Origin of the sequence: Pseudomonas sp. G2-4, from assembly GCF_030064125.1 — a bacterium.
Classification (GTDB): Bacteria; Pseudomonadota; Gammaproteobacteria; order Pseudomonadales; family Pseudomonadaceae; genus Aquipseudomonas.
In genome coordinates, this window is record NZ_CP125957.1 from 2,359,842 (window position 1) to 2,385,141 (window position 25,300).

General features: G+C 58.9%; 21 protein-coding genes. 10 read left to right on the plus strand and 11 right to left on the minus strand.

What is annotated here, in order from left to right; translation table 11 throughout:
• Positions 1-65 precede the first annotated feature (65 nt).
• Entirely contained in the window at positions 66-965 is a 900-nt protein-coding gene (locus tag QNH97_RS10710; protein WP_283556772.1) for a LysR family transcriptional regulator, read from the minus strand.
• Positions 966-1,154: 189 nt separating this feature from the next.
• On the opposite strand from QNH97_RS10710, the gene QNH97_RS10715 reads away from it, so the two are divergent.
• Together QNH97_RS10715 and QNH97_RS10720 are read left to right on the plus strand one after the other, a co-directional pair.
• Positions 1,155-2,183: an alpha/beta hydrolase gene (locus QNH97_RS10715; protein WP_283556773.1), complete on the plus strand. Its 1,029-nt coding sequence runs from the start codon at positions 1,155-1,157 to the stop codon at positions 2,181-2,183.
• 28 nt (positions 2,184-2,211) lie between these two features.
• Complete coding sequence (locus tag QNH97_RS10720) at positions 2,212-3,405, plus strand: MFS transporter (RefSeq protein WP_283556774.1); 1,194 nt, start codon at positions 2,212-2,214, stop codon at positions 3,403-3,405.
• Between the two features lie 102 nt (positions 3,406-3,507).
• On the opposite strand, the gene QNH97_RS10725 is transcribed toward QNH97_RS10720, so the two are convergent.
• The 5 genes from QNH97_RS10725 to glnH form a co-directional block, all read right to left on the minus strand.
• Positions 3,508-4,413 carry a MurR/RpiR family transcriptional regulator gene (locus QNH97_RS10725; protein ID WP_283556775.1) on the minus strand — a complete coding sequence of 302 codons (906 nt, stop codon included), beginning with the start codon at positions 4,411-4,413 and terminating at the stop codon, positions 3,508-3,510.
• Between the two features lie 87 nt (positions 4,414-4,500).
• Positions 4,501-5,541, minus strand: coding sequence for a C45 family autoproteolytic acyltransferase/hydrolase (locus tag QNH97_RS10730; RefSeq protein WP_283556776.1), 1,041 nt, complete (start codon positions 5,539-5,541; stop codon positions 4,501-4,503).
• Positions 5,542-5,550: 9 nt separating this feature from the next.
• The gene (gene glnQ, locus QNH97_RS10735) at positions 5,551-6,273 is read right to left on the minus strand and encodes a glutamine ABC transporter ATP-binding protein GlnQ (protein WP_283556777.1); all 723 of its coding nucleotides are present in this window, start codon (positions 6,271-6,273) and stop codon (positions 5,551-5,553) included.
• Positions 6,270-6,926 (minus strand): glutamine ABC transporter permease GlnP, encoded by a 657-nt coding sequence (gene glnP, locus QNH97_RS10740; protein WP_283556778.1) that lies wholly within the window; start codon positions 6,924-6,926, stop codon positions 6,270-6,272. The genes glnQ and glnP overlap by 4 nt, the downstream gene beginning before the upstream one ends.
• Positions 6,927-6,958: 32 nt before the next feature.
• A complete protein-coding gene (gene glnH, locus QNH97_RS10745) occupies positions 6,959-7,702 on the minus strand; it encodes a glutamine ABC transporter substrate-binding protein GlnH (RefSeq protein ID WP_283556779.1) in 744 nt (247 codons plus the stop codon).
• Between the two features lie 359 nt (positions 7,703-8,061).
• Here glnH and QNH97_RS10750 point away from each other — a divergent pair, with 359 nt between their 5' ends.
• Together QNH97_RS10750 and QNH97_RS10755 are read left to right on the plus strand one after the other, a co-directional pair.
• Positions 8,062-9,390, plus strand: coding sequence for an aspartate aminotransferase family protein (locus QNH97_RS10750; protein ID WP_283556780.1), 1,329 nt, complete (start codon positions 8,062-8,064; stop codon positions 9,388-9,390).
• 12 nt (positions 9,391-9,402) lie between these two features.
• Complete coding sequence (locus tag QNH97_RS10755; protein ID WP_283556781.1) at positions 9,403-9,966, plus strand: carboxymuconolactone decarboxylase family protein; 564 nt, start codon at positions 9,403-9,405, stop codon at positions 9,964-9,966.
• Positions 9,967-9,984: 18 nt separating this feature from the next.
• Here QNH97_RS10755 and QNH97_RS10760 read toward each other — a convergent pair whose 3' ends face one another.
• Positions 9,985-10,713, minus strand: coding sequence for a hypothetical protein (locus tag QNH97_RS10760; RefSeq protein ID WP_283556782.1), 729 nt, complete (start codon positions 10,711-10,713; stop codon positions 9,985-9,987).
• 649 nt (positions 10,714-11,362) lie between these two features.
• Here QNH97_RS10760 and QNH97_RS10765 point away from each other — a divergent pair.
• The 3 genes from QNH97_RS10765 to QNH97_RS10775 all read left to right on the plus strand — a co-directional run bounded on the left by QNH97_RS10765 (position 11,363) and on the right by QNH97_RS10775 (position 17,288).
• Complete coding sequence (locus QNH97_RS10765) at positions 11,363-12,988, plus strand: methyl-accepting chemotaxis protein (protein WP_283556783.1); 1,626 nt, start codon at positions 11,363-11,365, stop codon at positions 12,986-12,988.
• A gap of 98 nt (positions 12,989-13,086) precedes the next feature.
• Positions 13,087-14,289 carry a substrate-binding domain-containing protein gene (locus QNH97_RS10770; RefSeq protein WP_283556784.1) on the plus strand — a complete coding sequence of 401 codons (1,203 nt, stop codon included), beginning with the start codon at positions 13,087-13,089 and terminating at the stop codon, positions 14,287-14,289.
• Entirely contained in the window at positions 14,277-17,288 is a 3,012-nt protein-coding gene (locus tag QNH97_RS10775) for an EAL domain-containing protein (protein WP_283556785.1), read from the plus strand. Before QNH97_RS10770 ends, QNH97_RS10775 begins: the two co-directional genes overlap by 13 nt.
• 55 nt (positions 17,289-17,343) lie before the next feature.
• Here QNH97_RS10775 and QNH97_RS10780 read toward each other — a convergent pair whose 3' ends face one another.
• The 3 genes from QNH97_RS10780 to QNH97_RS10790 all read right to left on the minus strand — a co-directional run bounded on the left by QNH97_RS10780 (position 17,344) and on the right by QNH97_RS10790 (position 20,878).
• Entirely contained in the window at positions 17,344-17,907 is a 564-nt protein-coding gene (locus QNH97_RS10780) for a cytochrome b (RefSeq protein WP_283557462.1), read from the minus strand.
• 99 nt (positions 17,908-18,006) lie between these two features.
• Positions 18,007-19,461: an aldehyde dehydrogenase family protein gene (locus QNH97_RS10785; RefSeq protein WP_283556786.1), complete on the minus strand. Its 1,455-nt coding sequence runs from the start codon at positions 19,459-19,461 to the stop codon at positions 18,007-18,009.
• A 40-nt stretch (positions 19,462-19,501) separates the two neighbouring features.
• The gene (locus tag QNH97_RS10790) at positions 19,502-20,878 is read right to left on the minus strand and encodes an aspartate aminotransferase family protein (protein WP_283556787.1); all 1,377 of its coding nucleotides are present in this window, start codon (positions 20,876-20,878) and stop codon (positions 19,502-19,504) included.
• A 214-nt stretch (positions 20,879-21,092) separates the two neighbouring features.
• Here QNH97_RS10790 and QNH97_RS10795 point away from each other — a divergent pair, with 214 nt between their 5' ends.
• From QNH97_RS10795 to QNH97_RS10805, 3 genes are all read left to right on the plus strand, one after another.
• Positions 21,093-22,055 (plus strand): helix-turn-helix domain-containing protein, encoded by a 963-nt coding sequence (locus tag QNH97_RS10795; protein WP_283556788.1) that lies wholly within the window; start codon positions 21,093-21,095, stop codon positions 22,053-22,055.
• 60 nt (positions 22,056-22,115) lie between these two features.
• Positions 22,116-22,844 carry an IclR family transcriptional regulator gene (locus QNH97_RS10800; protein ID WP_283556789.1) on the plus strand — a complete coding sequence of 243 codons (729 nt, stop codon included), beginning with the start codon at positions 22,116-22,118 and terminating at the stop codon, positions 22,842-22,844.
• Between the two features lie 175 nt (positions 22,845-23,019).
• Positions 23,020-24,468 (plus strand): APC family permease, encoded by a 1,449-nt coding sequence (locus QNH97_RS10805; protein ID WP_283556790.1) that lies wholly within the window; start codon positions 23,020-23,022, stop codon positions 24,466-24,468.
• Positions 24,469-24,499: 31 nt separating this feature from the next.
• On the opposite strand, the gene QNH97_RS10810 is transcribed toward QNH97_RS10805, so the two are convergent.
• Complete coding sequence (locus tag QNH97_RS10810; RefSeq protein ID WP_283556791.1) at positions 24,500-25,279, minus strand: SDR family NAD(P)-dependent oxidoreductase; 780 nt, start codon at positions 25,277-25,279, stop codon at positions 24,500-24,502.
• Between the last annotated feature and the right edge of the window lie 21 nt (positions 25,280-25,300).

Here is a 25,300-nt window from a genome sequence, read left to right on the forward strand (position 1 = left end):
TATGAGTCGGCCGGGGACTGCGGCCGACTTTTCAGGGGCACTGAGGGCGCTGCGGTGCACCTGCATTAAAGGAGCGCCTCACCTCGCAGAGCGTTCAGAACCAGCGAAAAGGCCGGAGTGGGTAACCGACGGCTCGGATAGTACATGTGATACCCCGAGAACAGCGGGCACCAGTCTTCCAGTACCCGTACCAGGCGGCCTTCCTCAAGGTGGGGGGCAAACTCTTCCTCCGGTAAATAGGCGATACCCAAGCCGTTGACCGCCGCCGCCGGGACATGGGCGCTGGAGTTCACGATAACCTGGCCAACAACGCGCACATTGATCTTCTTCCCACGCTTTTCGAATTCCCAAGCGTCAACGCCGCCAAGGGTTGGATAGCGTATGTCGATGCAGCTGTGATTCACCAGGTCCTGCGGTTTCCTGGGCATACCGTTGAGTGCGAAATAGGCAGGTGATGCCACGGCGGCCATTCGGACCTCAGGTCCGATTGGAACGGCGATCATATCTTTATCGACGGTGTCGCCAAATCGTATGCCCGCATCGAAGCGGTCGGCAACAATGTCTCGGAAGCCATAGTTGATATCAAACTCAACCTTGATGTCAGGGTATTCGAGGAGCAGGGGCGTGAGGCGCGGAAGCAGGATGGTTTTGAGAACAAAATCACCGCAGGTAATGCGAACCGTACCTGCAGGCTTGTCACGAAGCTCAGTCAAAGCGTCCAGCTCGGATTCGATCTCGTCGAAGCGATGACCGATGGCTTGCATGAGGCGTTCACCCGCGCTGGTTGGCGAAACGCTACGCGTGGTGCGCGTCAGCAAGCGAATCTCCAGTCGTTTTTCAAGCCCGGAAACCGTCTGACTCAGGGCGGACTGCGTGACGCCCAGGTGGGCGGCCGCTCGTGTAAAGCTGCCTTCCCTTGCGACCGTCACAAAAGCCAGGAGATCGTTAAGGTTATGTCGTGGCATCGAAATCCGCCTATCGGTATTGATTAGCTGTGCTAATAGCTTCTACAAGGTTTCATTAGATTATCAAGCATCACGTATTCCCAGAGAATAGGGCAAGCCTACCTGTAGTCCCAGGCAGGGCGCGTACCAGTCGCTGATCCAGACCCCGCAACCACGCGATCAGCACCTATTCATTGATGGGAGCACCTCATGAGAAAACTCGTTATGTTCGCCGTCCTCCTGATGGCGTCGCTCTCCGCACTGGGAGCAGACATGTCTAACGGAGCCGATAATTTCTACAAAAGTGAACAGGTCACGATGCAGAAGGTGATCTTCAAAAATCAGTACCAGATGAAAACTGCAGGGAATCTGTTCGTCCCCAAAAATCTGAAGCCAGGTAGCAAAAACGCAGCGATCATCGTTGGCCATCCCATGGGCGCGGTCAAAGAGCAAAGCTCGAACCTGTATGCCCAGAAACTGGCGGAGCAAGGTTTCGTGACCCTTGCCATCGATCTGTCGTTCTGGGGCGAAAGCGAAGGGCAACCGCGCAACGCGGTCTCGCCGGAAATCTATGCTGAAGACTTCAGTGCAGCGGTGGATTACCTAGGCACACAGACCTTCGTGGATCGCTACCGGATAGGTGTCCTGGGCATTTGCGGGAGTGGAAGCTTCGTCATCAGCGCTGCCAAGATCGACCCTCGGATGAAGGCCATTGCCACGGTCAGCATGTATGACATGGGCGCGGCCAACCGAAATGGCCTGAAGCATTCCGTCACCGTCGAGCAGAGGAAGCAAGCGATAGCCGCTGCTGCCGAGCAGCGTTATGTCGAGTTCACCGGTGGCGAAACCCAGTACACCAGCGGAACTGTCCATGCGCTCACGGACAAATCCAACCCCATCGAGCGCGAGTTCTACGATTTCTACCGCACGCCCCGTGGTGAGTTCACCCCCAAAGGCCAGTCACCGTTGCTGACCACTCACCCGACGCTGACCAGCAACGCCAAGTTCATGAACTTCTATCCGTTCAACGATATCGAGACGATCTCGCCACGGCCAATGCTGTTCGTCGCCGGCGAAAATGCTCACTCGCGTGAGTTCAGTGAAGAGGCCTATCGACTGGCGGGGCAACCCAAGGAGCTGGTCATCATTCCAGGTGCGGGCCACGTGGATCTCTATGATCGGGTCAATCTTATTCCGTTCGCCAAGCTGACCTCGTTCTTCCAAACCCATCTTAAGTAACCTTTATCGTCGGTTTGGAGAGCGTCAGATGAGTAGCACCACCTTACCCATTCAGGCAGCGCGTCGACAGGTATGGGGAGCTGTCCTGGCGATGTCGCTGTGCGCCTTCGCCCTGGTCACTTCCGAGTTCCTGCCGGTAAGCTTGCTCACACCGATTGCGACCGACCTCGCGTTGACAGAGGGGCAGGCCGGACAGGCGATTTCAATTTCCGGCCTCTTCGCGGTCATCACCAGTCTTTTCATCTCCTCAGTGATTCGCCGACTCGACCGCAGGCCCGTTCTGCTGTTCCTGACAGCCTTGATGGTTGCGTCCGGTACGCTCGTCGCGTTGGCCCCCAACTATTCAATGCTGATGCTGGGGCGAGCGGTTCTGGGCATCGCGATTGGAGGCAGTTGGGCAATGTCAACCGCCGTCGTCATGCGGATCGCTCCAGAAGGCGTTGTGCCCAAAGCCATTGCTTTGATTCAGGGGGGCACCGCCTTGGCTACAGCGGTAGCCGCCCCCCTTGGTAGCTTCATGGGCGGATTGATCGGCTGGCGGGGCGCGTTTTTTTGTGTGGTGCCGCTTGCGGTTGTGGCGCTCTGTTGGCAGGCGTTCACCTTGCCGAAAATGCCTGGCGATAACGCGTCTGGATCTGCAATTGATGTGTTTCGGCTGCTAGGCAGTGCCAAGGTCGCGTCAGGGATGGCGGCGGTAGGCTTTCTGTTCATGGGGCAGTTTGCGTTGTTTACCTATCTGCGCCCATTTCTCGAGTCGGTGACCCACGTCAATGTGTCTGAGTTGTCCCTGTTACTGCTGATCATTGGGATGGCGGGTTTGGCGGGGACGATGGTGATCGGTTCGGTGTTGAACAAAGGCCTTTATCGGGTACTCATGATCATCCCGTTGCTGATGTCGGGGATTGCCCTGGCTTTACTGGCCTATGGCAGCTCGATGTGGACTACAGCCGTCTTGCTGGGGGCATGGGGCCTGGTTGCGACATGCGCACCAGTAGGCTGGTTCACCTGGCTGTCACGCACGCTTCCACAGGATGCCGAGACCGGCGGCGGCCTGATGGTGGCGGTGATTCAGTTGGCGATTACGCTCGGCGCGACGGTGGGCGGGTTACTGTATGACGGAATGGGCTACCAGGCCACGGTCATCGCGAGTGGGGTATTTCTTTTGGTGGCTGCTGCCCTGGCGTTGCTCGTATCGCGGACAACCACGCCTGTTTCACGATGATCTATCGAGGCGTTTGCGCTACGCAAAAATCCGTTGACCACGGTGCAATGATCAACGCGGCCGCCAGGATGAACAGCACTCGAAGATTCCTGGGGTCGAGCCTCACAGTGAAGCATTGAGTTCGTCGATCAAGGTTTCCCGATACTTCAATGCCGATACCGACACCTCGCCGAGCTTGCTGGCGACGGCACTCAACAAACCTTGAGCCAGAAGCATGAAGGCACACATGCTGTTGCTGAAAAACAGGCTGTGATTGGGAACGTAGAAGCTGTGCAAGGCTACCTTCGCCAGCGGCGAACTGGACGAGTCGGTCAGTGCAATGACTTTTATCCCGTGCCGGGCTGCCACCTCGGCAGTGGCCAGAACGCTGGGGGTGTAGGGAAAGCAGCTGGAAACAACCAGTACATCGCCCTCATCCAATTGCGCGAGAGCATCCGCCACCCCTTGGCGACTGGAGTCGAGGGCAGCCACATCCGGGCGCAACATGCCCAGCCCATAGGACATGAACAGCGCCAGAGAATTGAACTGGCGCATGCCGTGGACCCGTACCCGGCGGGCGCTGGCCAGCAGTTCCACCGTCTGGACAAACACGTCCGGGTCGACCTGCTCAATCATGCTGGCGAGGTTGGCGCTTTCCTGGCGACCCAGACGCGTCAACTGATTGAGGATGTCCTTATCGTCAGCATTAATCACCAGTCGCGAGGCCTGATCACTGTAGAAATGCTTGCCCTCGGTAATCTCCCGGCGAAACACGTCCTGCAACTTGCTGAAGCCGCCATAGCCCAGACGTTGTGCCAACCGGGACAGGGTCGAGGCATTGACGTCCAGCTGCTCCGCCAGCTCACTGATCGAGGAAACAGCGGTGCGTTGTGGAGACTCGATCAGCGCCATTAGCACGCGTCTGGAGCTGCTGCCCAAGGCGATGTCCACCTCGCGCCGCTCGATGGCCTCGAGCAATTGCTTGAGGCCATCCAGGGTGTCGGGTACGTCTGCTGGAGCTTTAGTCATCAGGGGCATCCATTGGCTATTGAACGGTCGCCACGCCATCTTGAGTGGTGGGGTGATCGGTGTTGCGACGCGTGAAAATTGGCCATTCTACCGCGAGAGAAGCACGACGCCTTCAATGTCTGGCTGGTCGGTGTTCGGCTGCGTATAAATCCGCCACTCTACAGTGTTGGCGCTGATCAGAAAGACCCCCGTGGCCAGGGTGTTTTCATCGTCCGGATCATCTGCGGCGGCGCGGTAAACGGGCAGGTGACCACCCGAGGTATCGCGCAAGATACTCAGTGATACCCCATCATCCAGATCTCCTGGCAGCTGCTTCAGAGACTGGTCGATACATTGTTGTCGGGCGCCGGAGCTGGCGGTAATGCGTTGTTGGAGCCGACTCAGCGACGGCGCGATCAGGTGATTCGAATGCCCGCCTGGCCGCTGGACCTCGCTGACGTTGCTGCCTTCGGCGCTGGCTTCGACACTGACCACTCGGCGGCTTCCGGCCTGGCCAAAGGTGTGGTGAAAAGCGCCGGCGCGGTCGGTACGAGTCACCACGGCAATCGCCTCATCGAGGGTGCGGGCGTCAAGGGTCGCGCGCCCCAGAATCTGTCGAGGGATACCGGCAGGAATGCGGGTTGGGCGGATGTTGTTGACGGTCGCCACCAGGCCACACTCATTGACGGCCAGGGTGTGCCCGGGGAGGGAGCCCGGATAGACAAAGCTGCTGAAGGCCAGGCCCGACTCAGGTTGGGCATGCAAGAGCGCGCATTGGCCCCTGAGTTGAGGAAAACCATCTTCATTGTGAGCGATCAGCACGCCGTCGCTGGCAGGACCGAACAGCGTCGTGCAGCCATCGACGCTCTGCTGATGAACGTAGTCGCCACGGCAATTCCACATAAACACTTCATCAAGCGGTAATTGCAACCCGGCCGCCAAGCCTTCTATTTCCTGCCAGTAACGAGGGAACTCGGTTTGCACCGCCTGGCGCATCTGCACGGCTTTCGGTGTTTGCGCCAGCGAAGTGAGATATTGCCAGAGGGGTAGGGGGCGCAAGTGCCGGAGCACCGCATCGCGACCGAAGACACCCAGGCCGTGACCGATGGCGTGCGCGTTTCCAGCCAGGTGAATAGGGGGCAACGTCATGACATCTCCTCAGGACACGTGCTGTAGAAATTCCCGCAGGCGCGGGCTGGGCGGGTTGGCGATCAACTCGGCGGGCGGGCCATCCTCGGCGATGCGGCCCTTGTCGATAAAAATCAGGCGAGTGGCGACCTTGCGGGCAAAGTCCACTTCGTGGGTGACGATCACCATCGTCATGCCTTCTTCTGCCAGCGCTTTCATGACGGTGAGCACTTCATGCCGCAATTCCGGGTCCAGTGCCGACGTCGGTTCGTCGAACAGCATGAGCTTGGGTTTGACCGCCAGCGCCCGGGCAATCGCTACTCGCTGTTGCTGGCCGCCGGAAAGCTCGGAGGGGTAGTGATTGGCGCGGTCAGCCAGGCCGACTTTCGCCAGCAGTTCGGCGGCGAGCTGCTCGGCCTCTTTACGGCTGGCACCCCGCACCCGCACTGGGCCGAAGGCGACGTTCTGCAGCGCAGTCATCTGTGGAAACAGGTGGAACTGCTGGAAGACCATGCCGGCTTCCTGACGAATCAGTCGCTCGTCGACCTTGGGGTTGTTGACCTCCAGGCCATCGACCATCAACTGGCCTTCGGTGATTTCCTCGAGCTTGTTGATGCAGCGCAGCAGCGTCGATTTCCCTGATCCGGAAGGGCCGATAATGACCACCACTTCGCCGCTGGCAATCTTGAGGTTGATGTCATGCAGCACCTGAGTGCTGCCGAAGTGCTTGGAGACACCTTTGAAGTCGATCATAGGATTTTCAGCCTCGATTCCATGCGCCGCAGTATGTGACTCAGTACCAGCGTAATGATCAGGTAGATGATGGCCACCGCCGACCAGATTTCCATCGCACGGAAATTACCGGCAATGACTTCCTGACCCTGGCGGGTCAGCTCGGCAACACCAATGACAATGAACAGCGAGGTGTCCTTGATGCTGACGATCCATTGGTTGCCCAGCGCCGGGATCATTCGCCGAAAGGCCAGCGGGGCGATGACGTAGCGCAGCGTGTCTCTTTTCGACAGGCCCAATGCCAGCCCGGCCTCGCGAAACCCTCGATGGATCGACAGCACCGCACCGCGGGTGATTTCGGCGATGTAGGCGCCGGAGTTGAGCATGATGGTCACGACCGCCGCGCTGAACGGATCGATGCGCACCGGCACCATCATGGGCAGTGCAAAGTAGATGAACATGACCTGCACCATGATCGGGGTGCCACGAATCAGTTCGATGAAAACAAGCGCAACACGGCTGCTGAAAAAACCGCCGTAGGCGCGGGCAAAACCCGCGACTACGCCGATGATGGCGCCACCGATCAAACCCAGGATCGAAATCCACAAGGTCAGTTTGGCGCCTTCGAGCAGGACCGGTAGCGCATCCCAAATGGCGCTCCATTGGAAATGCATGCTGGATTCTCTATTGAGTGAAGGGCAGGGGTTTATTGCGGATCGGTGCCGAACCACTTGCGATAGATCTGCGCATACGTTCCGTTGTCACGAACTTTCTTCAGCGCGACGTTGACCTGCTCGCGTAGCTCGCTGCCCTTGGGGAACGCGATGCCGTATTGCTGGGCCATCATCTGTTGGCCGACGGCTTTGACCTGGCCTTCTCCGGCGGTCTTGATGTAGTACAGAACGTTAGGCGTATCGTGCATGGCGGCATCGACGCGGCCGGTACGCAGTTCCAGATAGGCGTTGTCGATGTTGGGGAATTGGCGCAGGTCGCTCGCCTTCAGATTGGCCTTGGCATAGTCGGCGGCCGAGGTGCCGCTTTTCACGGCCAGGGTCTTGCCGGCGATATCCGCTTCACCCTTGATCGTGTCGTTGTCGCTTTTGACCATCAGCAGAAAGCCGCTGTCGTAGTAGCCGTCGGAGAAGTCGATGGCCTGTTTGCGCTCTTCCTTGATGGTGATCCCGGCCAGCGCCAAGTCGACGTTACGGGTCTGCAGGGCAGGAATGATGCCGTTGAAATCCATCGGCTTGAGCTTATAGGTGACGCCCATTTCTTTGGCGATCGCTGCCCACAGATCGATATCGAAACCGACGTATTCGTTGCCCTGTTTGAACTCGAAAGGAACGAACGCGGTGTCCGTTGCCACCAGCAGTTCCTTGCTGGCTGCAAAGGAGCCCGACGCGGTGACCAGTGCCATTACAGCCAGTGATGCCTTCAGAAGGTTCTTCATGCGTGTTTACTCTTCAGGGGGAATACAAGCCCCAAGGCGAGCCTGGGGCGGTTGGGATAGCGGCAGTCAATTTTTTGAGTGATTCACAAGGTTCACTCCACTGTTTTTGTTGTTGGCCCGGCTAGCCACCTGAAAGAGGAGGCGCACGAAACGTATGCTTCTGTGCAAAATATACGTGCATTTTATGCAAATGCAAGTATGTTTTGCGCGCATGATTTGCCTGGCTAATCAGCCTGTTTGTCGGCAATACCTATGGATAAAGGATCCAAAGCGGAGGGTGAAGCGTTTTTTAGGCGCAAAAAAATATTGCAATTATCATTTCTGCACTTATTATTTGCGTGAATTATCGGGAGCGGATCATGAGCCACGTTTTTCATCGCAGCCTTACACAAAGCTACCCAATGGCCGTAAAAGGCGATGGTCCCTATCTGGTCGACAGCAACGGTCGCCGCTACCTGGACGCCAGTGGCGGTGCTGCCGTGTCATGCCTGGGTCACAGCGACCCCGAGGTGATCGAGGCCGTGCGCAGGCAGGTCGGCCAGTTAGCCTATGCGCACACGTCGTTTTTCACCACGCAAGTGATGGAGGAGCTGGCGGATTTCCTCGTAGCCCGGGCGCCTGAAGGCATTGATTCGGTGTACTTCGTCTCGGGTGGTTCCGAAGCCGTGGAAGCGGCATTGAAATTGGCCCGCCAATACTTCATCGAGATTGGCCAACCACAGCGCAAGCACCTGATCGCTCGTCGGCAGAGTTACCACGGCAACACGCTCGGAGCACTGGCCACCGGTGGCAATGAATGGCGACGCAAGCAGTTCGAACCGCTGCTGATCGGTGTCAGTCATGTCACCCCTTGCTATGCCTACCGCGAGCAACAACGTGGGGAAACCGCTGAGGCCATGGGCGTGCGCCTGGCCGCCGAACTTGAAGCCGAAATTCTGCGTCTGGGTGCCGAAAACGTCATGGCGTTCGTTGCCGAGCCCGTGGTTGGGGCGACCTTGGGGGCGGTTGGTGCGGTGCCTGGCTATTTCAAGCGCGTTCGCGAGGTTTGCGACCGCCACGGCGTTCTCCTGATCCTCGATGAAGTCATGTGCGGCATGGGCCGGACCGGGACATTGTTCGCCGCAGAACAGGAAGGGATTACCGCCGACTTGATCACCATTGCCAAGGGCCTTGGCGCAGGCTATCAGCCTATCGGCGCGACCCTGGTGAGCAAGACAATCCGTGACGCCATCGCCAATGGCTCGGGATTTTTCCAGCATGGCCACACCTATATCGGCCATGCCACGGCGTGTGCCGCGGCGCTGGCGGTGCAGAAGGCCATCGAGTCGCGCGGCTTGCTGGCGCGGGTCAATCAGTTGGGCGAGGGGCTGCGTACGCGCCTGGTCGAGCGGTTGGGCAGCCATCCTCATGTGGGTGATATTCGCGGGCGTGGCTTGTTCCATGGCATTGAGTTGGTGGCTGATCGCGATAGCAAGGCACCCTTCGATCCCGCATTGAAATTGCACGCCAAACTCAAGAAAACCGCCATGGCTGAAGGCCTGATGTGTTACCCGATGGGCGGCACCATCGACGGGCAATATGGCGATCATATCCTGCTGGCACCACCGTTCATTCTCGAAGACCGTCACCTGGACGAGATCGCCGACAAACTCCTGATCGCGGTGAACAGCACGATTAAAGGTCTCTGAGGAACTATCGCCATGGCTATTCAATCGCGTCTGACCGCCCTCGATGAAGCGCACATGGATGAGGCCCAGCGCGCCGTTCTCAAGGAGATCCTCCGCGGCCCGCGAGGTAATCTGGACGGTCCCTTCCTGGCCTGGATTCATAGTCCGGAACTGGCCAATCATGCTCAGCGACTGGGCGCGTTCTGCCGTTATGGCACTCGTCTGGAGTTGCGGCTGACCGAACTGGCAATCCTGTTCACGGCTTCATGGTGGCAGTCCCAGGCCGAGTGGCAGATTCATGAACCGATCGCACGCTCGGCGGGTGTATCCGATCAGGTCATCGAGGCGCTGCGTCAGCAAGTATTGCCGCCATTCACCCGAGACGATGAACGGCTGGTTTATCGAATGGGCAAGGCGCTGTACGAGACTCGCCGTATCGACGACGGTCTCTATGCGCAAGCTGTGCAAGCGTTTGGAGAGCCCGCTGTTGTCGAGTTGACCGGGGTATTCGGATATTACGCACTGGTTGCGATGACCCTGAATGTCTTCGCTGTTCGCCGTGATACCGATGCACCGCTGCCATTCGTTGAACCATGAATGCGCCCGCTGACGGCATCAGACCCTCACATCGACCTTATTGGCGCTGCGCTCGGGCAACGCTTGCGCGACTGTTTCATGCGTCATCCGCTCGCCTTTGCTCCACAACTGGGAAGAGAAGAAACCGTTCAGGGTATCGGCATTTGGAGTCGCCCCTTTTTTGAGGAACAGGGCACCCAGGTCGATAGTGCTGGCGAAGTTGTCCTTGTTCAGGATGTACCCACCCGTGAAGTTACCGCCCCACGGGGCGTCGGCGGCCACCAAGGCGATGGAGGCGTCGCGGTAGCTGCTCGCAGCCGATTTCAACCCACTGGAAGCGTTCAGCAGCTTGTTCAGCTGGTCCATGTCGGACGCACTGAGCTGGCCTGAACTGTCGAAGGCCTTGAGATTGCCATCCGCTTCAATGGTGAAGCCAAATTTTTTGTCGGCCAGATCCGGATGGGTGGAGGCCAATGCTGACTGGAACTCTTCGAAAAAGAACTTCAGCGATTGATGGGCGTTGCGGTGCTGCTCGGCAATTTGCGGGAAATCCGGCGACTGGGTTCGCGCGATCATGCTCTCGATCGATTCCGTTGTCGGGATCGGCGCTGGGGTTTCATTGACTGGATGGTAGATCGCCGCCGGATTGATGTTAACCGACGTTTTCAGCAGGTCTTCACTGAGCGTCTTCGGGGTCAATGGTTGGCTGGTTTGGCTTAGCTGAGTGGCTGATGGCTGGATAAACGTAGCGTTAAAAGAAACAGTCATGTTGTCATTCCCTGGACGTCTGAAGTCAGCAGGGTATCGACGGCCTATGGAAAAACTTGAGTGCGGTAGAGTCAGTGAGGTCCTGAAGCCCGGCTCGGGAGTGGTGGCCGGCCGCGGTCGCGCACAGGTGGCAGGGCAGCCTTATATATTGATATTAAGATTTAATATGGCTTAATTGCATGGAGTTAATGTCGTTAAAGTATCGGCGATTACGAGTACTGGTCTATGCTGAGAAAGTCGAATGGCAATAGAGGTTGGGTGTCCTGTGTTAAGAGGGGTAATCAGCTAATTGAAATAGCTGATGTCGAAAAAGGGCAGCGGCGGTTTTAACCAGATGAGGGTCGGAAAGTTAGGCATGAGCAATGTTCTCGCTAACTTTCGTCCTGGCGTAATGTGATGCCCAAGGCTCTGTCGGGTAAGTGATGTAACGGCCGTTTCGGTCGACTATTTCCCCTGGTCGACTTGAAGGAGCGGATTGTTTGTCATGAGTCAAATAATTTCATTCGGTTTAAGCCTATCGTGGTGATGCCAATCAAGGCGCTTCGCCTACCCGCCATACTTGACCATGCGGCCCCTGTCGAAGGCTGAGCTGTTTTGCCCGCTGTCCGCTTCATCCCCGCAGGATCACCAACCCAAGGAAATACGCACCATGGAAAGTTGGAAGGTCAGAACTCATCTTTTTTTGCTTGCCGGATCTTTAATGTTGGGAATGCTGTGTGTTGGTGGACTCGGGCTGTATGGCATGCGTTCCACGTTACATGATCTGGAAACCGTCTACCTGGATCGGGTGGTCCCACTAAGGGATCTGAAAAAAATCGCCGATCTGTACGCAGTGAACATTGTTGACGCCACTCACAAGGCACACAACGGCAACTACACCATGGCTCATGCGTTGGCCCAGATCGAGCAAGCTCAAGTCGAGATTGCCAAGACTTGGTTGACCTATAAGTCGACTGAACTTATCGCTGAAGAAACTCGCTTGATCGGGCAGATCACGCCCCTGATGGACGCTACTCAAGGTCCGTTGATGGCGCTTCAAGGCATGCTGGGTCAAGGTGATGAGGCGGGTTTGGCGCAGTTCGCGGCCACGCGGCTATACCCGCTGATCGATCCGTTATCGGAGAAGTTTTCCGAATTGATCGAGGTGCAACTGAGCGAAGCCAGGCGTCGTTTCGAAGAAAGCCAGGATGCCTACCAAGCCTACGTGAAGCTCGGTTTACTGATCCTCTCGCTAGCCCTGGTTCTGGGCTGCACTTATGCATTCTTTTTCTCAAGGCGCTTGAGCCTCCAGTTGGGCGCCGAACCAGGTGAGCTGGCAGCAATGAGTTCAAGCATCGCTGAGGGGCATCTGGCCAACTCTCTGCTCGATCAAGGTAAACACCCGACTGGTGTGTTGCATTCGGTGCAAGGTATGCGCCAGAGCCTGCGGGGTATGATCGGCAATATCAGCCAGGCTTCGATGCAAATCGAGAGCGCTACTCGGCAGTTGGCCCTTTCGTCCGAACAAGGGCAGAGCAGTGCTGCCCTGCAAAGCGATACGGCATCGTCCATGGCGGCTACGGTCGAGCAGCTTTCGGTGAGTATCAATCACATCGCCGACAACGCCCGTCAGGCCCAAAGTACGGCACAGAGGGCGGGGCAGATCACCGATGAAGGCATGGGGGTGATGCGCAAATCGATCCATGAAATGAGTCAGATTGCCGATCTGGTGACGCAAAGTTCGGCCGATATTGATCAGTTGGCAATTCAGTCCAACGACATTAGCCAGATTGTCGGCGTCATTCGCGGCATCGCCGAGCAGACCAACCTGCTAGCGCTCAACGCCGCCATTGAAGCGGCACGGGCGGGTGAACAAGGTCGTGGCTTTGCCGTCGTAGCCGATGAAGTACGCAACTTGGCAAGTCGCACGGCCCAGTCGACGAAGGAGATCGTTACCCTGGTCGATGCGATACAAAACGGTATGCTCAAGGCAAAAGCAGGCATGGCCGCCGGCTGCGAGCGAGTGACCAATGGGCTTGAACTTGTGGAAAGTGCGGGCGCTTCGATGATCACTATAAAAAAGGCGTTGGATGAATCAATGGAGGCGGTCAGTTTCATTTCCCTGTCGTTGCAGGAGCAGCGTGCCGCCAGTGATCAGGTGGCCTATAACGTGGAACAAGTCGCGCAGATCGTTGAACAGAACTCCGCTGCTCAAGGGGGAATTGTGCAAGCGACTCAGGAGCTTAAGGTAATGTCCAATGGGTTGGAGGTCAGCTTGAGCCGCTTTAGTTTGTAAGAGCGACACAACATACACGTGGGAGTCGGCGCTCATGCATCGCTCAGCAGAACCGACTATCCTTTCGTAACACTGCACTCTTGGCAAAAAGGGACACCATGCCAGACTATGATCGTGCCATCGGCTCCGGACCCGGCATTACAGGCGGTGATCGAACCTCTCCGGTCAGGCCCTGGCCACTCTGGATGGCTTCAATCACGGTTTTCTGTCTTGTCATGACATCTCCGGGATACGGCCAGAACCTGCCCACCGCAGCGGGTGGCGAAAACGCCATGGTTACGGTAGCTCAAGCGCAGGAAATGGTTTCCAGGGCCACCCTCGGCGCCGTTCGCTGGAGCGGTCCTGAATCCGGTCCGCCAGCCCCGCGGGGCAAGAGCATCGTTCTTGTCGCAGAAGATTTGCGCAACGGAGGCATTGTCGGAGTTGCGCAGGGCGCTCGGGAAGCCGCCAAGGCGATGGGCTGGACGTTGAAGATATTCGATGGTGCTGGATCATCGGCCGGGCGGGCAAAGGCTTTTTCCGATGCGCTGGCAGCGAAACCCGACGGCCTGATTCTGTGCGGCTCTGATGCCCTTGAGAACAATGCGGCACTGACCCTCTTCGCCAACCAGGATGTGCCGGTGGTGGGCTGGCACGCCGGGGCACGCCCCGGGCCGATTGACGGTACGCCGGTGGCCATGAACGTCACCACTGACCCGCTCGAAGTGGCTCGCCTCACGGCCATGGCGGCCGTCGCACAGTCAAACGGACGCGCCGGCGTGGTCATCCTGACCGATTCCAAATACAGCATCGCCATGGCGAAAGCCAAGGCCATGGAAAACGTCATTCGCGCCTGTCGGGAATGCACGTTGCTGGAAACGCGCGATGTCGCGATCTCCGAAAGTGGCGAGAAGATGCCGGCGATCACCAAAGAGCTGCTTCAGCGCCATGGCAAGCGCTGGACTCATACGCTGGCCATCAACGATATCTATTTTGACTATGCGATTGTCTCATTGACCAACGCCGCAATACCCAGCGACGGCCTCAGTCTGCTGTCTGCCGGCGATGGCAGCGCTTCGGCTTTCTTACGCATACAGGCAAAAACCTACCAGACCGTCACCGTGGCCGAGCCGCTCAATCTGCATGGCTGGCAACTGATGGATGAGTTGAATCGGCTGTTTGCAGGGCAGCCGGTGAGCGGCTTCGTTGCGCCGATTCACTTGGTCAATGCCGACAATATCGCGCTCGACGGCGGAGAAAAATTTCAGTACGACCCTGACAATGGCTATCGAGACATCTATCGCCACCAATGGAATCCCTGATATTGAACGTGACTTTCCGGCTCGCAAGGCTGTATCGCCGGCTATTGCCGCAATCGCTACGCGCACAGTTCACACTGGCGTTCCTGACGCTGGCGCTGCTGATCCTGGCGGGTGGGGCAACGGCGGTCTACGCCCTGCGCACGTCAAACAGCGCCACCCGCCAACTGACGGATGAACGACTGGTTCGCATGCAAGATGGGCAAGACATGCTGCAGCGTACCTTGTTGATTGAACGCCAGACCGATCAGCTCCTGACAAGCCACTCCGCTGACACCCTGCGTTCAAGCTATGCGGCGACCGTCGAACAGCTTGAAGCCCTTGATCAACTGGTGCAGCAGTTGACAGCGGCAAACAGCGGCGTGGCGATACTCGATATGCACCAGTCAAGCCAGATGTTCCGCAACACCGCCAACATCGTTGCGCAGCTGCGAGAGAGCCTGCTGCAAACCGAGGTCTCCTTTGAGCAGGACCTGGAGGATCAGACCACCCGGTTAACCGCGATTCAGACCCGGGCCAACCTGGAGCAGGCAGTGTTGCTTTTCGAGCTGCCGCAGGCGGTTGACAGTGATGCCGTGCAACGGCTGCGGACCCGATATGAGCGCTTGTCACAGGCCGCTGGCACGTTACCCGACGCTGATGTGCCGACCCCCGATCTTTTCTCCCAACGCCTGAGGCTCATCGATCAACACAACGTCATACAGCGCTTCAATGAGGAACTGAAGAATGAGGCGGAGGTTCTGGTCGCGGTGGCCCGTACTCAATCCAGTGCTTACACCGAAGACTATCGCGAAGCCGTGCAGCGCCTGGTCGAGGCCTCGAATCGTAGCCAGCAATGGGTACTGATCATGTTGGGCGCCAGCCTGGTGTTCGCCTGGTTCGTGACCCGGGTGTTCATGGGCCGTCATGTGCTCGTGCGCCTGAATGAAATAAGCCGGCAGTTACGTCAGGAACACACTGAAAAAACCCATTTGATGATGGCCGAGCATGGGAAGGATGAGATCGGCAATATGGCTCGCGCGGTGAATCAGTTCCTCAAGGATCGAATTCAACTGGAGAAAAAAACCGTCCAACTGAGCATCGCCACCGAGCGGCTCGCCGTGCAAAACAACCGATTGGAGCAAGAAGCCGTCATTCGGGCCGGACAGGGTCATGTCTTGGAGCTGATCGCCAGGAGCACTGAGCTGGCAGAAGTCCTTGAGAGCCTGGCTCACCTGGTCGAGTCCCAGTTGAAGGAGATGAGGGTCTCCATCCTGGTGCTGGATGAAGAGGGCAAGCATCTGCTGCACGGGGCTGCGCCCAGTTTGCCAAAAGCCTACAACGAGATTATCGACGGGATTGCGATCGGTCCGAACGTCGGTTCATGCGGCACCGCGGTGTATCGACGAGAACCGGTCATCGTCACGGATATCGAGCTGGATCCGCTGTGGGAGGAATATCGTTCAATCGCTGCGCTCTATGGCATTCGCTCCTGCTGGTCGACGCCGATTCTGTCCCATGAGCGAAAGGTGTTGGGCACGTTTGCCTTGTATTCCAGCACCGTACGCAGCCCAAGCGCGTTCGAGGCGCGGCTGATCGACATGGCGACCCCGCTTGCCGGCATTGCGATAGAACGGCAACTGACGGAAAAGCGCATTCGCTACATGGGTGACCATGACGCACTGACCGGGCTGCCGAATCGCACCCTGCTCGAAGACCGTCTCAAGCAGGCCATACTTTATGCTCAGCGCTACAACCGCCTGGTGACGGTGGTGTTTCTCGACCTGGACAAATTCAAGCTGGTGAATGACAGCCTTGGGCACAGTGCCGGAGACGAACTGCTGAAAACCGTCGCCCAGCGCATGTTGGGGTGTGTACGCCGCACCGATACGGTCGTGCGCCTGGGGGGCGACGAGTTTGTGATCGTCCTGTTCGACCAGCCCTCAGACCTCGACGGTGTGACGCCCGCCCTGCACAAAATCCAGGAGGCCATCCTGCAGCCCATCCAGCTCAGCGGACATACACTCCACGTCACCTGCAGCATGGGGTTGGCCTGCTATCCCGCCGACGGCAGCGATACCGACACGCTATTGAGCAACGCGGACGCCGCCATGTACCGGGCCAAGGAACTGGGGCGCAACAGTTACCAGTTCTACACGAGCGAGATGAATTACAAGGTTCAGGGCAAGCTCGCCATGCAAGACGGGCTTCGAAACGCACTCAACCATGACGAGTTCCTGTTGCTGTATCAGCCACAGGTGGATTTGCATTCGGGGCAGATTATCGGTGTAGAGGCGTTGATCCGCTGGCAGCACCCCGAGCTTGGCAGGGTGTCTCCGATCAAATTCATTTCCCAGGCCGAAGAGACCGGGTTGATCGTGCCCATCGGCGACTGGGTGATTCATGCCGCATGCAGACAGAACAAAGCCTGGCAGGATGCGGGCTGGCCGCCGATCACCATGTCGGTGAATATTTCCGCACGGCAGTTCATTGAAAGGGACCTGATCGACCGGGTGAGGCATGCCTTGCAAGAGACCGGACTGGACCCGATGTACCTGGAGCTGGAGCTGACCGAAAGTCTGATCATGCAAGACCTTCAGCAAGCCATCCGCAAAATGAAGGAACTGCAATCGATGGGGATCAGCCTCTCGATCGACGACTTCGGCACCGGTTACTCCAGCCTCGCCGCATTGAAAACCTTCCCGATCGCAAGACTCAAGATCGACCAGTCTTTCGTGCGCGACCTGCCCGACAACGAGAACGACAAGGCCATCGCCACCGCCGTGATTTCGTTGGGGCACAAACTGAACCTCAAGGTCATTGCCGAAGGTGTCGAAACACAAGAGCAGCAAACGTTCCTGTATGAAAACGGCTGCGATGAAATCCAAGGCTACTTTTTCAGCAAGGCGGTCAGTGCAGAGGAAATCAGTCAGTTGCTGCGTACGGCCCGGTTGCCTCAACCGAGTCGCGTTGCGAGCCCTGACTCGGTAAGGCAAGAACACGGTGTAAAAGGCCCCCGGTAATCCAATGTCCAGGCATTGATGACTCAGCGTGCGGGAAAACGCGGCCTTTATCCAATCACAGCATGCGGCGCAGGACGTCGTTGCGAGGGTCGCGGTCGAAGACCCGGTGCTTGAGGGCGCCCGCGACATGCAACACGATCAGCCCGAGCAGGGTATAGGCGAGCACCTTGTGCAGCCATTGAAAGACGACGAACCAATCGTCATTTTTCGGCAGGAGCTCGGGGAGGTTGACCCCAAAAAAGAACACGCCGTCGCTCATTGTGTAGGTGCTCGACATCGAGTATCCCATCAGCGGTACGGCGACGATCAGTACATACATGGAGCGTTGCACCAGGCGTGACAAAAACCGCTCATGGGCGGCCAATGTTTCCGGCGGCGCTGGGAGCGTGGGGGTGCGCAGACGCAGGACAATCTGAACCAGGACCAGCAGGAAAGCCAATACGCCAAAGGATTTGTGCCAGGGGTAATAGAGCTCGTACTTGCTCGCCACTTCATCGTCCATGCCGGTCATATGCCAGCCGGCCCAGAGGAGGCCGGCGATAAGCACGGCGCGCACCCAGTGCAAAACTCGCAGGGATGCTGGATACCGATCAATTGTCGCTTGTTTTATGGGATTCATCGCAGCCTCTTCATTGATCATCAAGACATCGAAAATGCACGGTTCAATACCACCCTCGGCGACACCAGGCTTCGAGGGTGGTGGGTGCAGTGATTGTGCTCAGGTCGGCAGCAGTACGGTGATGACCTTCTCCTCGGTGTAGGCCAACGCACCGCCAAACCCGCCTTCGCGCCCGATGCCGCTGGCCTTGACGCCACCCCAGGGCAGGTTGGCATCCAGCGGGCTCCAGCAGTTGATCCCCACGGCGCCGGCCTTTACTGCAGCGGCTACGCGGTGGGCTCGCACCAGGTCGGCAGTCCAGACCGTGGCCGCCAGGCCGTAGGTGGAATCGTTGGCCAGTGCGACCGCCTCCTCTTCGCTGTCGAAGGTGATCACTGTGCCGACGGGCCCGAAGATCTCGTCCTGGGCAATCGCCATGTCGTTGCGGGCATTGGCGAAGATCGTCGGCTGGACAAACCAGCCCTGTTCAGGGGTCGATACACCGCCGGCCAGTAGTGAGGCGCCTTGGTCGATGCCCAGTTGGATGTAGCGGTTGACGCGATCGAATTGCGCTTTCTTGGCCACCGGCCCCATTTGTACATCCGGCTGCCGGGGATCGCCCACCTTGACCGCGCGCGCAGCATCGGCAAGCGCCGCGGCGAAGCGATCGGCGAGGCTGCGGTGTACCAGGATGCGTGAGCCGGCTGCACAGATCTGGCCCTGATTGACGAACAGGCCGAGCGCGCAGCCGCGCAGCGCGTCCTCGAAGGAGGCATCGTCGAAGACAATCTGTGGGCTCTTGCCGCCCAGCTCCAGTGCCACGCGCTTGAACAGCACGCCGGCGGTGCGCTGGATCTCGCGTCCGGCCTCGGGGCTGCCGGTGAAGCTGATCTTGGCGATGTGCGGGTGTTCGCACAACGCGCGACCCACCTCGTCGCCGTAGCCGGTGACCACGTTGATCACGCCGTCAGGGAAGCCCGCTTCCTGAGCCAGCGCCGCCAGGTGCAGGGCCGACTGCGGGGTTTCTTCCGACGGTTTGATGACCACGGTGCAACCTGCTGCCAGCAACGCGGCGAGCTTCCACACCGTGATCATCAGCGGTGAGTTCCAGGGCACGATGGCGCCGACCACGCCCACTGGCTCGCGCACTGTGTACGAGAGGGTCTTGGCGCCGAAGTATCCACCGGTGGGAATGGTGCGTCCCTCGAGCTGGTTGGCCCAGCCGGCGGCGGCGCGCAGGTTGGCGATCGCGTTGGGCAGGTCCATCCGGCGCGGTTCGAGCGGTGAGCGACCGATGGCGTTGGCGTCCAGATCGGCCAGCAATTCGCTGTCGCGCTCGACCAGATCAGCCAGTTTCGACAGCAGTCGAGCGCGCTGGGCGCCGTCAAGCTGGCTCCAGGCACCCTGCTCGAGTTGGGTGCGCGCCGCGCCCACGGCACGGTCCACGTCCTCGGCCGTGCCGCGCGCAGTGCTGCCGTATGCCTGTTCTGTCACGGGGTTGATGAGGGTTATGCGACGACCGTCGGAGGCTTCGAAGGACGCGCCTTGGATGAAGTGGTTCAGGTGCTGGGTCATTGGGGGGCCTGCGTGATAGGGAATGGTCGGGTGACACGCCTCATGCCTTGAGGGAGGCGAGGGCGTCGCCGAAGATGTCCAGGGCCTTGAAGAACAGCGAGCGTGAGATCGTCAGCGAGGGCATGACCCGCATGACGTTGCTGTAGCGACCGCAGGGAATCATCAGCACGCCGTGGTTTAACAGGTAGCCCATGAGCTGGCCGATCTTCTGCGGCTCCAGGGGGGCTTTGGTGGCCGGGTCCTCGACCAGTTCGATACCGATCATCAGGCCGCGGCCGCGTACTTCACCAACGAACGGGCTGTTGAAACCACGGATACGTTCCTGCGCCTCCAGCCCCAGCGCGTGGGCACGGTTGAGCAGATCAAGCTCCGGGTCTTGCAGGATGCTGATGTTGGTCAGCGCGACGGCCGCGGACAACGAGTTGGCGGCGAAAGTATTGGGCATCGATCCGTCAGGAATCGCGGCCGCCAGGTCTGAGCGCATGATCAGGCCGGCCATTGGCAGGTCGCTGCCGATACCTTTGCCAAAGGTGAGCATGTCGGGCTTGACGCCTGCGTGCTCGACCGCCCACATTTTTCCGGTGCGCCCTGCGCCGGACTGCACTTCATCAACGATCAACAGCGTGCCGCTGCGGTCGCAGGCCTTGCGCAACAGTTGCAGGAACTCTGCCGAGGGCGGCACGTAGCCGCCTTCGCCCTGCACCGGTTCCACGATCACGGCGGCCACGTCGTCGGCGGCGGTGTAAGGGGTATTCAGCAGGTAGTCCACGTACTCGCCGGCGATCTGCTCGGCGCTTTTGTGAGTGGTGTCAAAGGGAAAACGGTAGGCATACGGGTAGGGGGCGTGAATGACGCCACCCATCTGGGCGCCGTAGCCCTTGCGATAGGCCGTGCCTGTCGTCAAGGAACCCGAAGCGTTCCACACGCCGTGGTAGCCACCGTGGAAAGCGATGATCTGGTGCCGCCCGGTGATGCGCTTGGCGAACTTGATGGCGGCCTCCAGCGCATCGCTGCCGCTTTGCGTGAAGAACGTGATGCAGTCGCCACGCAAACCGTCGGGTGCGATCTCGGAGAGCTTGGCTGCCAGTTCGGTGCGCCGGGTGCTATTGACTTCCAACGCATGCATCAGCACCTCGGACTGTTCGCGGATGGCTTGCACCACCTTCGGGTGGCAGCGGCCTACGCTGCTGACACCCACGCCTGCGGACAGGTCAATGTAGGTGTTGCCGTCCGGGTCCTTGAAGGTCGCGCCAAACGCACGGTCCATGGCCACGGGCATGCGTCCGCCGCCGCGGGCCATCGACTCGGTGCGCTCCGACAACGCCAGGGCCTCGCGGGTCTTGGGGCCGGGCACGGTGCCGGAGGTCATCCGCGGGGCATCCGCGAAGTGGAGGGATTCAAGTTTGGTTTCGCTCATGACGGTCTCTCAAGATGTCGGTTTCAGTGTGCCGATCATCCTCGCGTGGGGTTCCTGGCCGGTAGCCCGAATCGGCACATGGATGGACCGCCCCAAACACGAGCTCCAGGGAACTGGCTGTTCGTCAGAGAATTGTGCAATATTTCATCTATGTGCGAATATCGTCAAAGAAGTCGGACAAAAACAATAATATTGGCAGAGGCTTTCGCGCATTATGAGAAATCAGAACATAAGCCATTTTCGCGACATCCATGTCCATGCCGCCACCGTCCAGGAGTGGAACCAGGACTACAACCAGTTAACCGCCGGTTTGGCCGAGTGTTCGCTCATGCAGTTGACCACGGCGCGATGCCACGTCTTTCGCGAGCAGATCAACCAGCGTGTCGTGCAGCACGGCGTGGCCCCCCGGGGCAAGATGTGCTTCGCAGTGCCGCTCACTGTCCCGGGTTCGACGCGGATGCAGGGGCGGGAAGTGGACGACAGCAGCCTGTTCTTTCTCCATGGTGGCGAGGAGTTCATGTTCCATATGCCGATGGGCATGGAGCTGCTGTCCATCACGTTTGAACGTGAATGGTTCGAGCAGGCATTGGCGCAAACGGCGTCGGCCAAGGACATCAGCCAGTTGTTGCGCCAACCGGTGATCAGGGTTTCCAGCCAGCGCTTCGCCCAGGCTCGCCGCCGATTGCTGGCGGTGATCTCCCAGGCCCTGGCGCACGAAGAACTCGACAGCGCGGGCGATCCGGCGTTGGAGCAGGCCATGCTCGGTGAGTTGCTGCAACTCATGACCGACCCGGCCTGCGACAAGCAGCAGCGCATCGCCAGCTCCACGCGCAGCTTCATTGTCGAGAAATGCCACCGTCTGGCGACCGCAGAGATGATCAACGTGCCCAGCGTGAACGAGCTGTGCCAGCGACTCCACGTGAGCCGGCGTACCGTGCAGAACAGCTTCCGCTCGGTGGCCGAGACGACGCCGCTGAACTACTTGCGCTCGGTGAGGCTCAACGGTGTGCGCCGAACCTTGATGTCTACCCCCGCGTCGCACCTCTCGATCGGCGATGCCGCTGCCCAGTGGGGTTTCTATCATCTCAGCCATTTCGCGGCGGAGTACCAGGAGCTGTTCGCCGAGTTGCCGTCCCATACCGTGCGCGCAGCCATCCCCGGTTGCGCCCATGCCTGAACATCAGCCCGCCGCACTCAGTGGCGGACGGCCGTTGACCCCACAAGGATGTAGAAAAAGATGAACAGTCTTCGCCGCCTGCTCATGGTCTTCGACCTGTTTCGCCCGGAACAACCGGTCATCGATGTGGAGATCATTTGCCGAGAGCTCGGCTACACACCCGCCACCGCCTACCGTTATCTGCGCGAACTCGGCGATGCGGGCTTGTTGAAGCGATTGCCGCGCGGCTACGCACTTGGCCCGCGAATCGTCACGCTGGAGCATCAGATGACCCACTACGATCCGTTGTTGGCATGCAGCCGGGACCTGGTCGACAAACTGGTCGCCGACACCGGCCTGGATGCGCTGGTCAGCGAGTGGCATGGCGACTCAGTGGTCAACGTGCTGATCCGTCGTGGCTCGGATGCCGGCCCGGTCGGTGGTGACAGGGGGAGGGCGATTGATCTTTTTCACAGCGCGACCGCCCGGGTCGTATTGGCTTATCTGCTGCCGCGCCAGATCCGACGCCTCTACGACACGCACGCGAACCAGGCTCAATTGCTGGAATGGAAGCCGTTCACCAAAAGCCTGCTTGCCATCCGCAAGCAGGGCTACTGCATCAGTGAAAACGAGCTGCACTCGGGACGCAGTGGCATCGCGGCACCGATCTTCGACGAAAAGCAGCGAGTCCTCGCAAGCGTGACCCTGGTCGGACACAGTGAGCGGTTCCGTGCGTTTCAGCAAAGCTACTTGTGTGAGCTGGTGACCGACGCGGCGGCGGAACTGACCGCGCGTATCGCCTTGCAGTGAGCTGTTGCCTTGGCCTGTTTTGGAACGAGGTACCGATTTGGGATATCGGGGCGTTCACGGGGAGGCATAGGATCAGGTCCAACATGCGACTACAGCGATAAGCTATTCGGTGACAGTGAGCGGTTGACTGCGCCGATCCTACAGCGACTGCCTCATACAATAAGGTCAAGAAAAAATGAGTGTATCTGTTCCGATCAACAGTTCGACTGGGTTGAAGCGCGGCGCCCTGGGTGTCGGCTTCATCATCTTCTTCGTGGTTTCGGCCGCCAGTCCCTTGAGCGTCATCGCCGGAGGTTTTCCCATTGGCATCATGCTGGGAAACGGTGCGGGTACGCCGGCCCTGCTGATATTGACGCTGCTGGTGTTGTTGGCCTTCTCGGTGGGCTATACCACCATGGCCCGTCATGTGACCAATGCCGGCGGCTTCTATGCTTTCTCATCTCTTGGTTTGGGTGGTTTGGCTGGCGGTGCCGCCGGGGTGTTGGCGATGTTTGCCTACAACATTCTCCAGATCGGACTTTACGGCATGTTCGGTGGGGTGGTGAGCAGCACGATGGCCAGTGTGTTTGGGCTGGAGCTGCCTTGGTGGTCATACTCGCTGATGGCGATGGCCAGTATCGCTATCCTTGGCTATCGCAAGATCGATCTTTCTGCTCGGGTGCTCTCGGTTGTGGTGATTGCCGAATACCTGGCAATCCTGACCCTGGATTTCGCCATTCTCAAAACCGGTGGCGACAGTGGTATCAACCTGGATTCGTTCAGTAGCAGCCATGTGTTCAGCGGTACGCCTTCAATCGGCGTGCTGTTCTGTTTCGCCGCCTTTATCGGCTTCGAGGCCACGACTATTTACGGCGAAGAGGCCAAGAACCCGCAACGGACCATTCCGATTGCCACCTACTGCTCGGTGTTGCTGATCGGTGGTTTCTACGCGCTGTCGGTGTGGTCAATGATCGTCGGCGTAGGGGCGGATAAAATCGTGGCCACGCTGCAGGCCTTGCAGGATCCGACGACGTTTATTTATGGCATGTCCGACCACTTTGTCGGCCCGTATCTGACTCAGATTATCCGGGTGCTGTTCATGGTCAGTATCTATGCCGGGCTGCTGGCCTTTCATAACGCAGCGGCCCGTTACTTCTACGCCATTGGGCGTGACGGCCTGTTGCCGAGCCGGTTGGGCACTACCCATCGGGTCCACCAGAGTCCCCATATGGGCTCGGTGTTGCAGAGCCTGATCTCTGCCGTGGTCGTGCTGATTTTCGCTGCGATGGATGCCGATCCGATCCTGCAGCTGTTTGCCTGGTTCTCGAACCTGGCCACCCTCTGTGTGATTTTGTTGATGGCGCTGACCTCGGCGGCAGTGTGGGTCTACTTCCGGCGCCACCCTGAACTCAAGATCGGCCTTTGGCGCGGGCGGATCCTGCCGGGGGTTTCTTGTCTGGCGCTGCTGGCCGTGCTGATCCTGGCGGTGGTTCATTTCGATGTGCTCACCGGAGCCAGCAAGGTCCTGTCCTATGGCCTCTGCGCCGTCATCCCTGCGGCGCTGCTGGTTGGCGTGTTGCTGGCGGCGCGACTGCGCAAGGCGGCGCCGGAGCGCTACCTGGCATTGGGTAGCCACAAGCTTTGAGACCTCAGGCCATGGCGGGCTGGGGGAGAGATTAAACGGCCTTGTTCTCGACCAGACAGTTTCCGCCATCCACCACAATGACTTCGCCGGTGATGTAGCTCGCATCGGGAGACGCAAGGAAAGCAACCAGTGCAGCCACTTCCTCGGGACGTCCGGCCCGGCCCATGGGTGTGTAACGTGCGGCCTTGGCCTCTTCGGGCGTGCTCGATCCGGTATTGATCCAGCCGGGAGCAACGCTGTTCACAGTGATTCCCTGCTGGGCCACTTCAAGCGTCAGGCCCATGCTCATCCCGACCATCGCGGCCTTCGCGGCGCTGTAAGCCGTTTCACCGCGATTGCTGCACCGAGTGCCGGTAGTGGAACTGATATTGATGATGCGTCCGTAACGGCGCGCCTGCATGCCGGGCAGGACAGCCCGTGTAAGAAGAAAGGCTGTCGTCAGGTTTCGGGCCAGCGAAAGATTCCACGTCTGCAGGTCCATGCTCGCCAACTCGGAAAAAGGCTCCGGGCTTCCCTGCATGGCCATGCCCGCGTTGTTCACCAGTATGTCGACATGCCCCCAGAGGGACTCTGCCCAAAGACAAAACTCACGCACCTGATTTTCATCGGTAAGGTCGACGGCCCGGCCTTCGACTTCGAACCCTTCGGCGCGCAAGTCTTCGACTCGAGCAAGGATGCGGGCGCTGCTCGCAGTGACGATCAATTTGGCGCCGGCTACGCCAAACCTGCGCGCGATTGCCATGCCTATTCCGATCTCACTTCCAACGCCACTGACGAGTGCCACATGATCTTGCGCTATAGCGTTCAGCATGCTGATCTCCGGATACTGTTG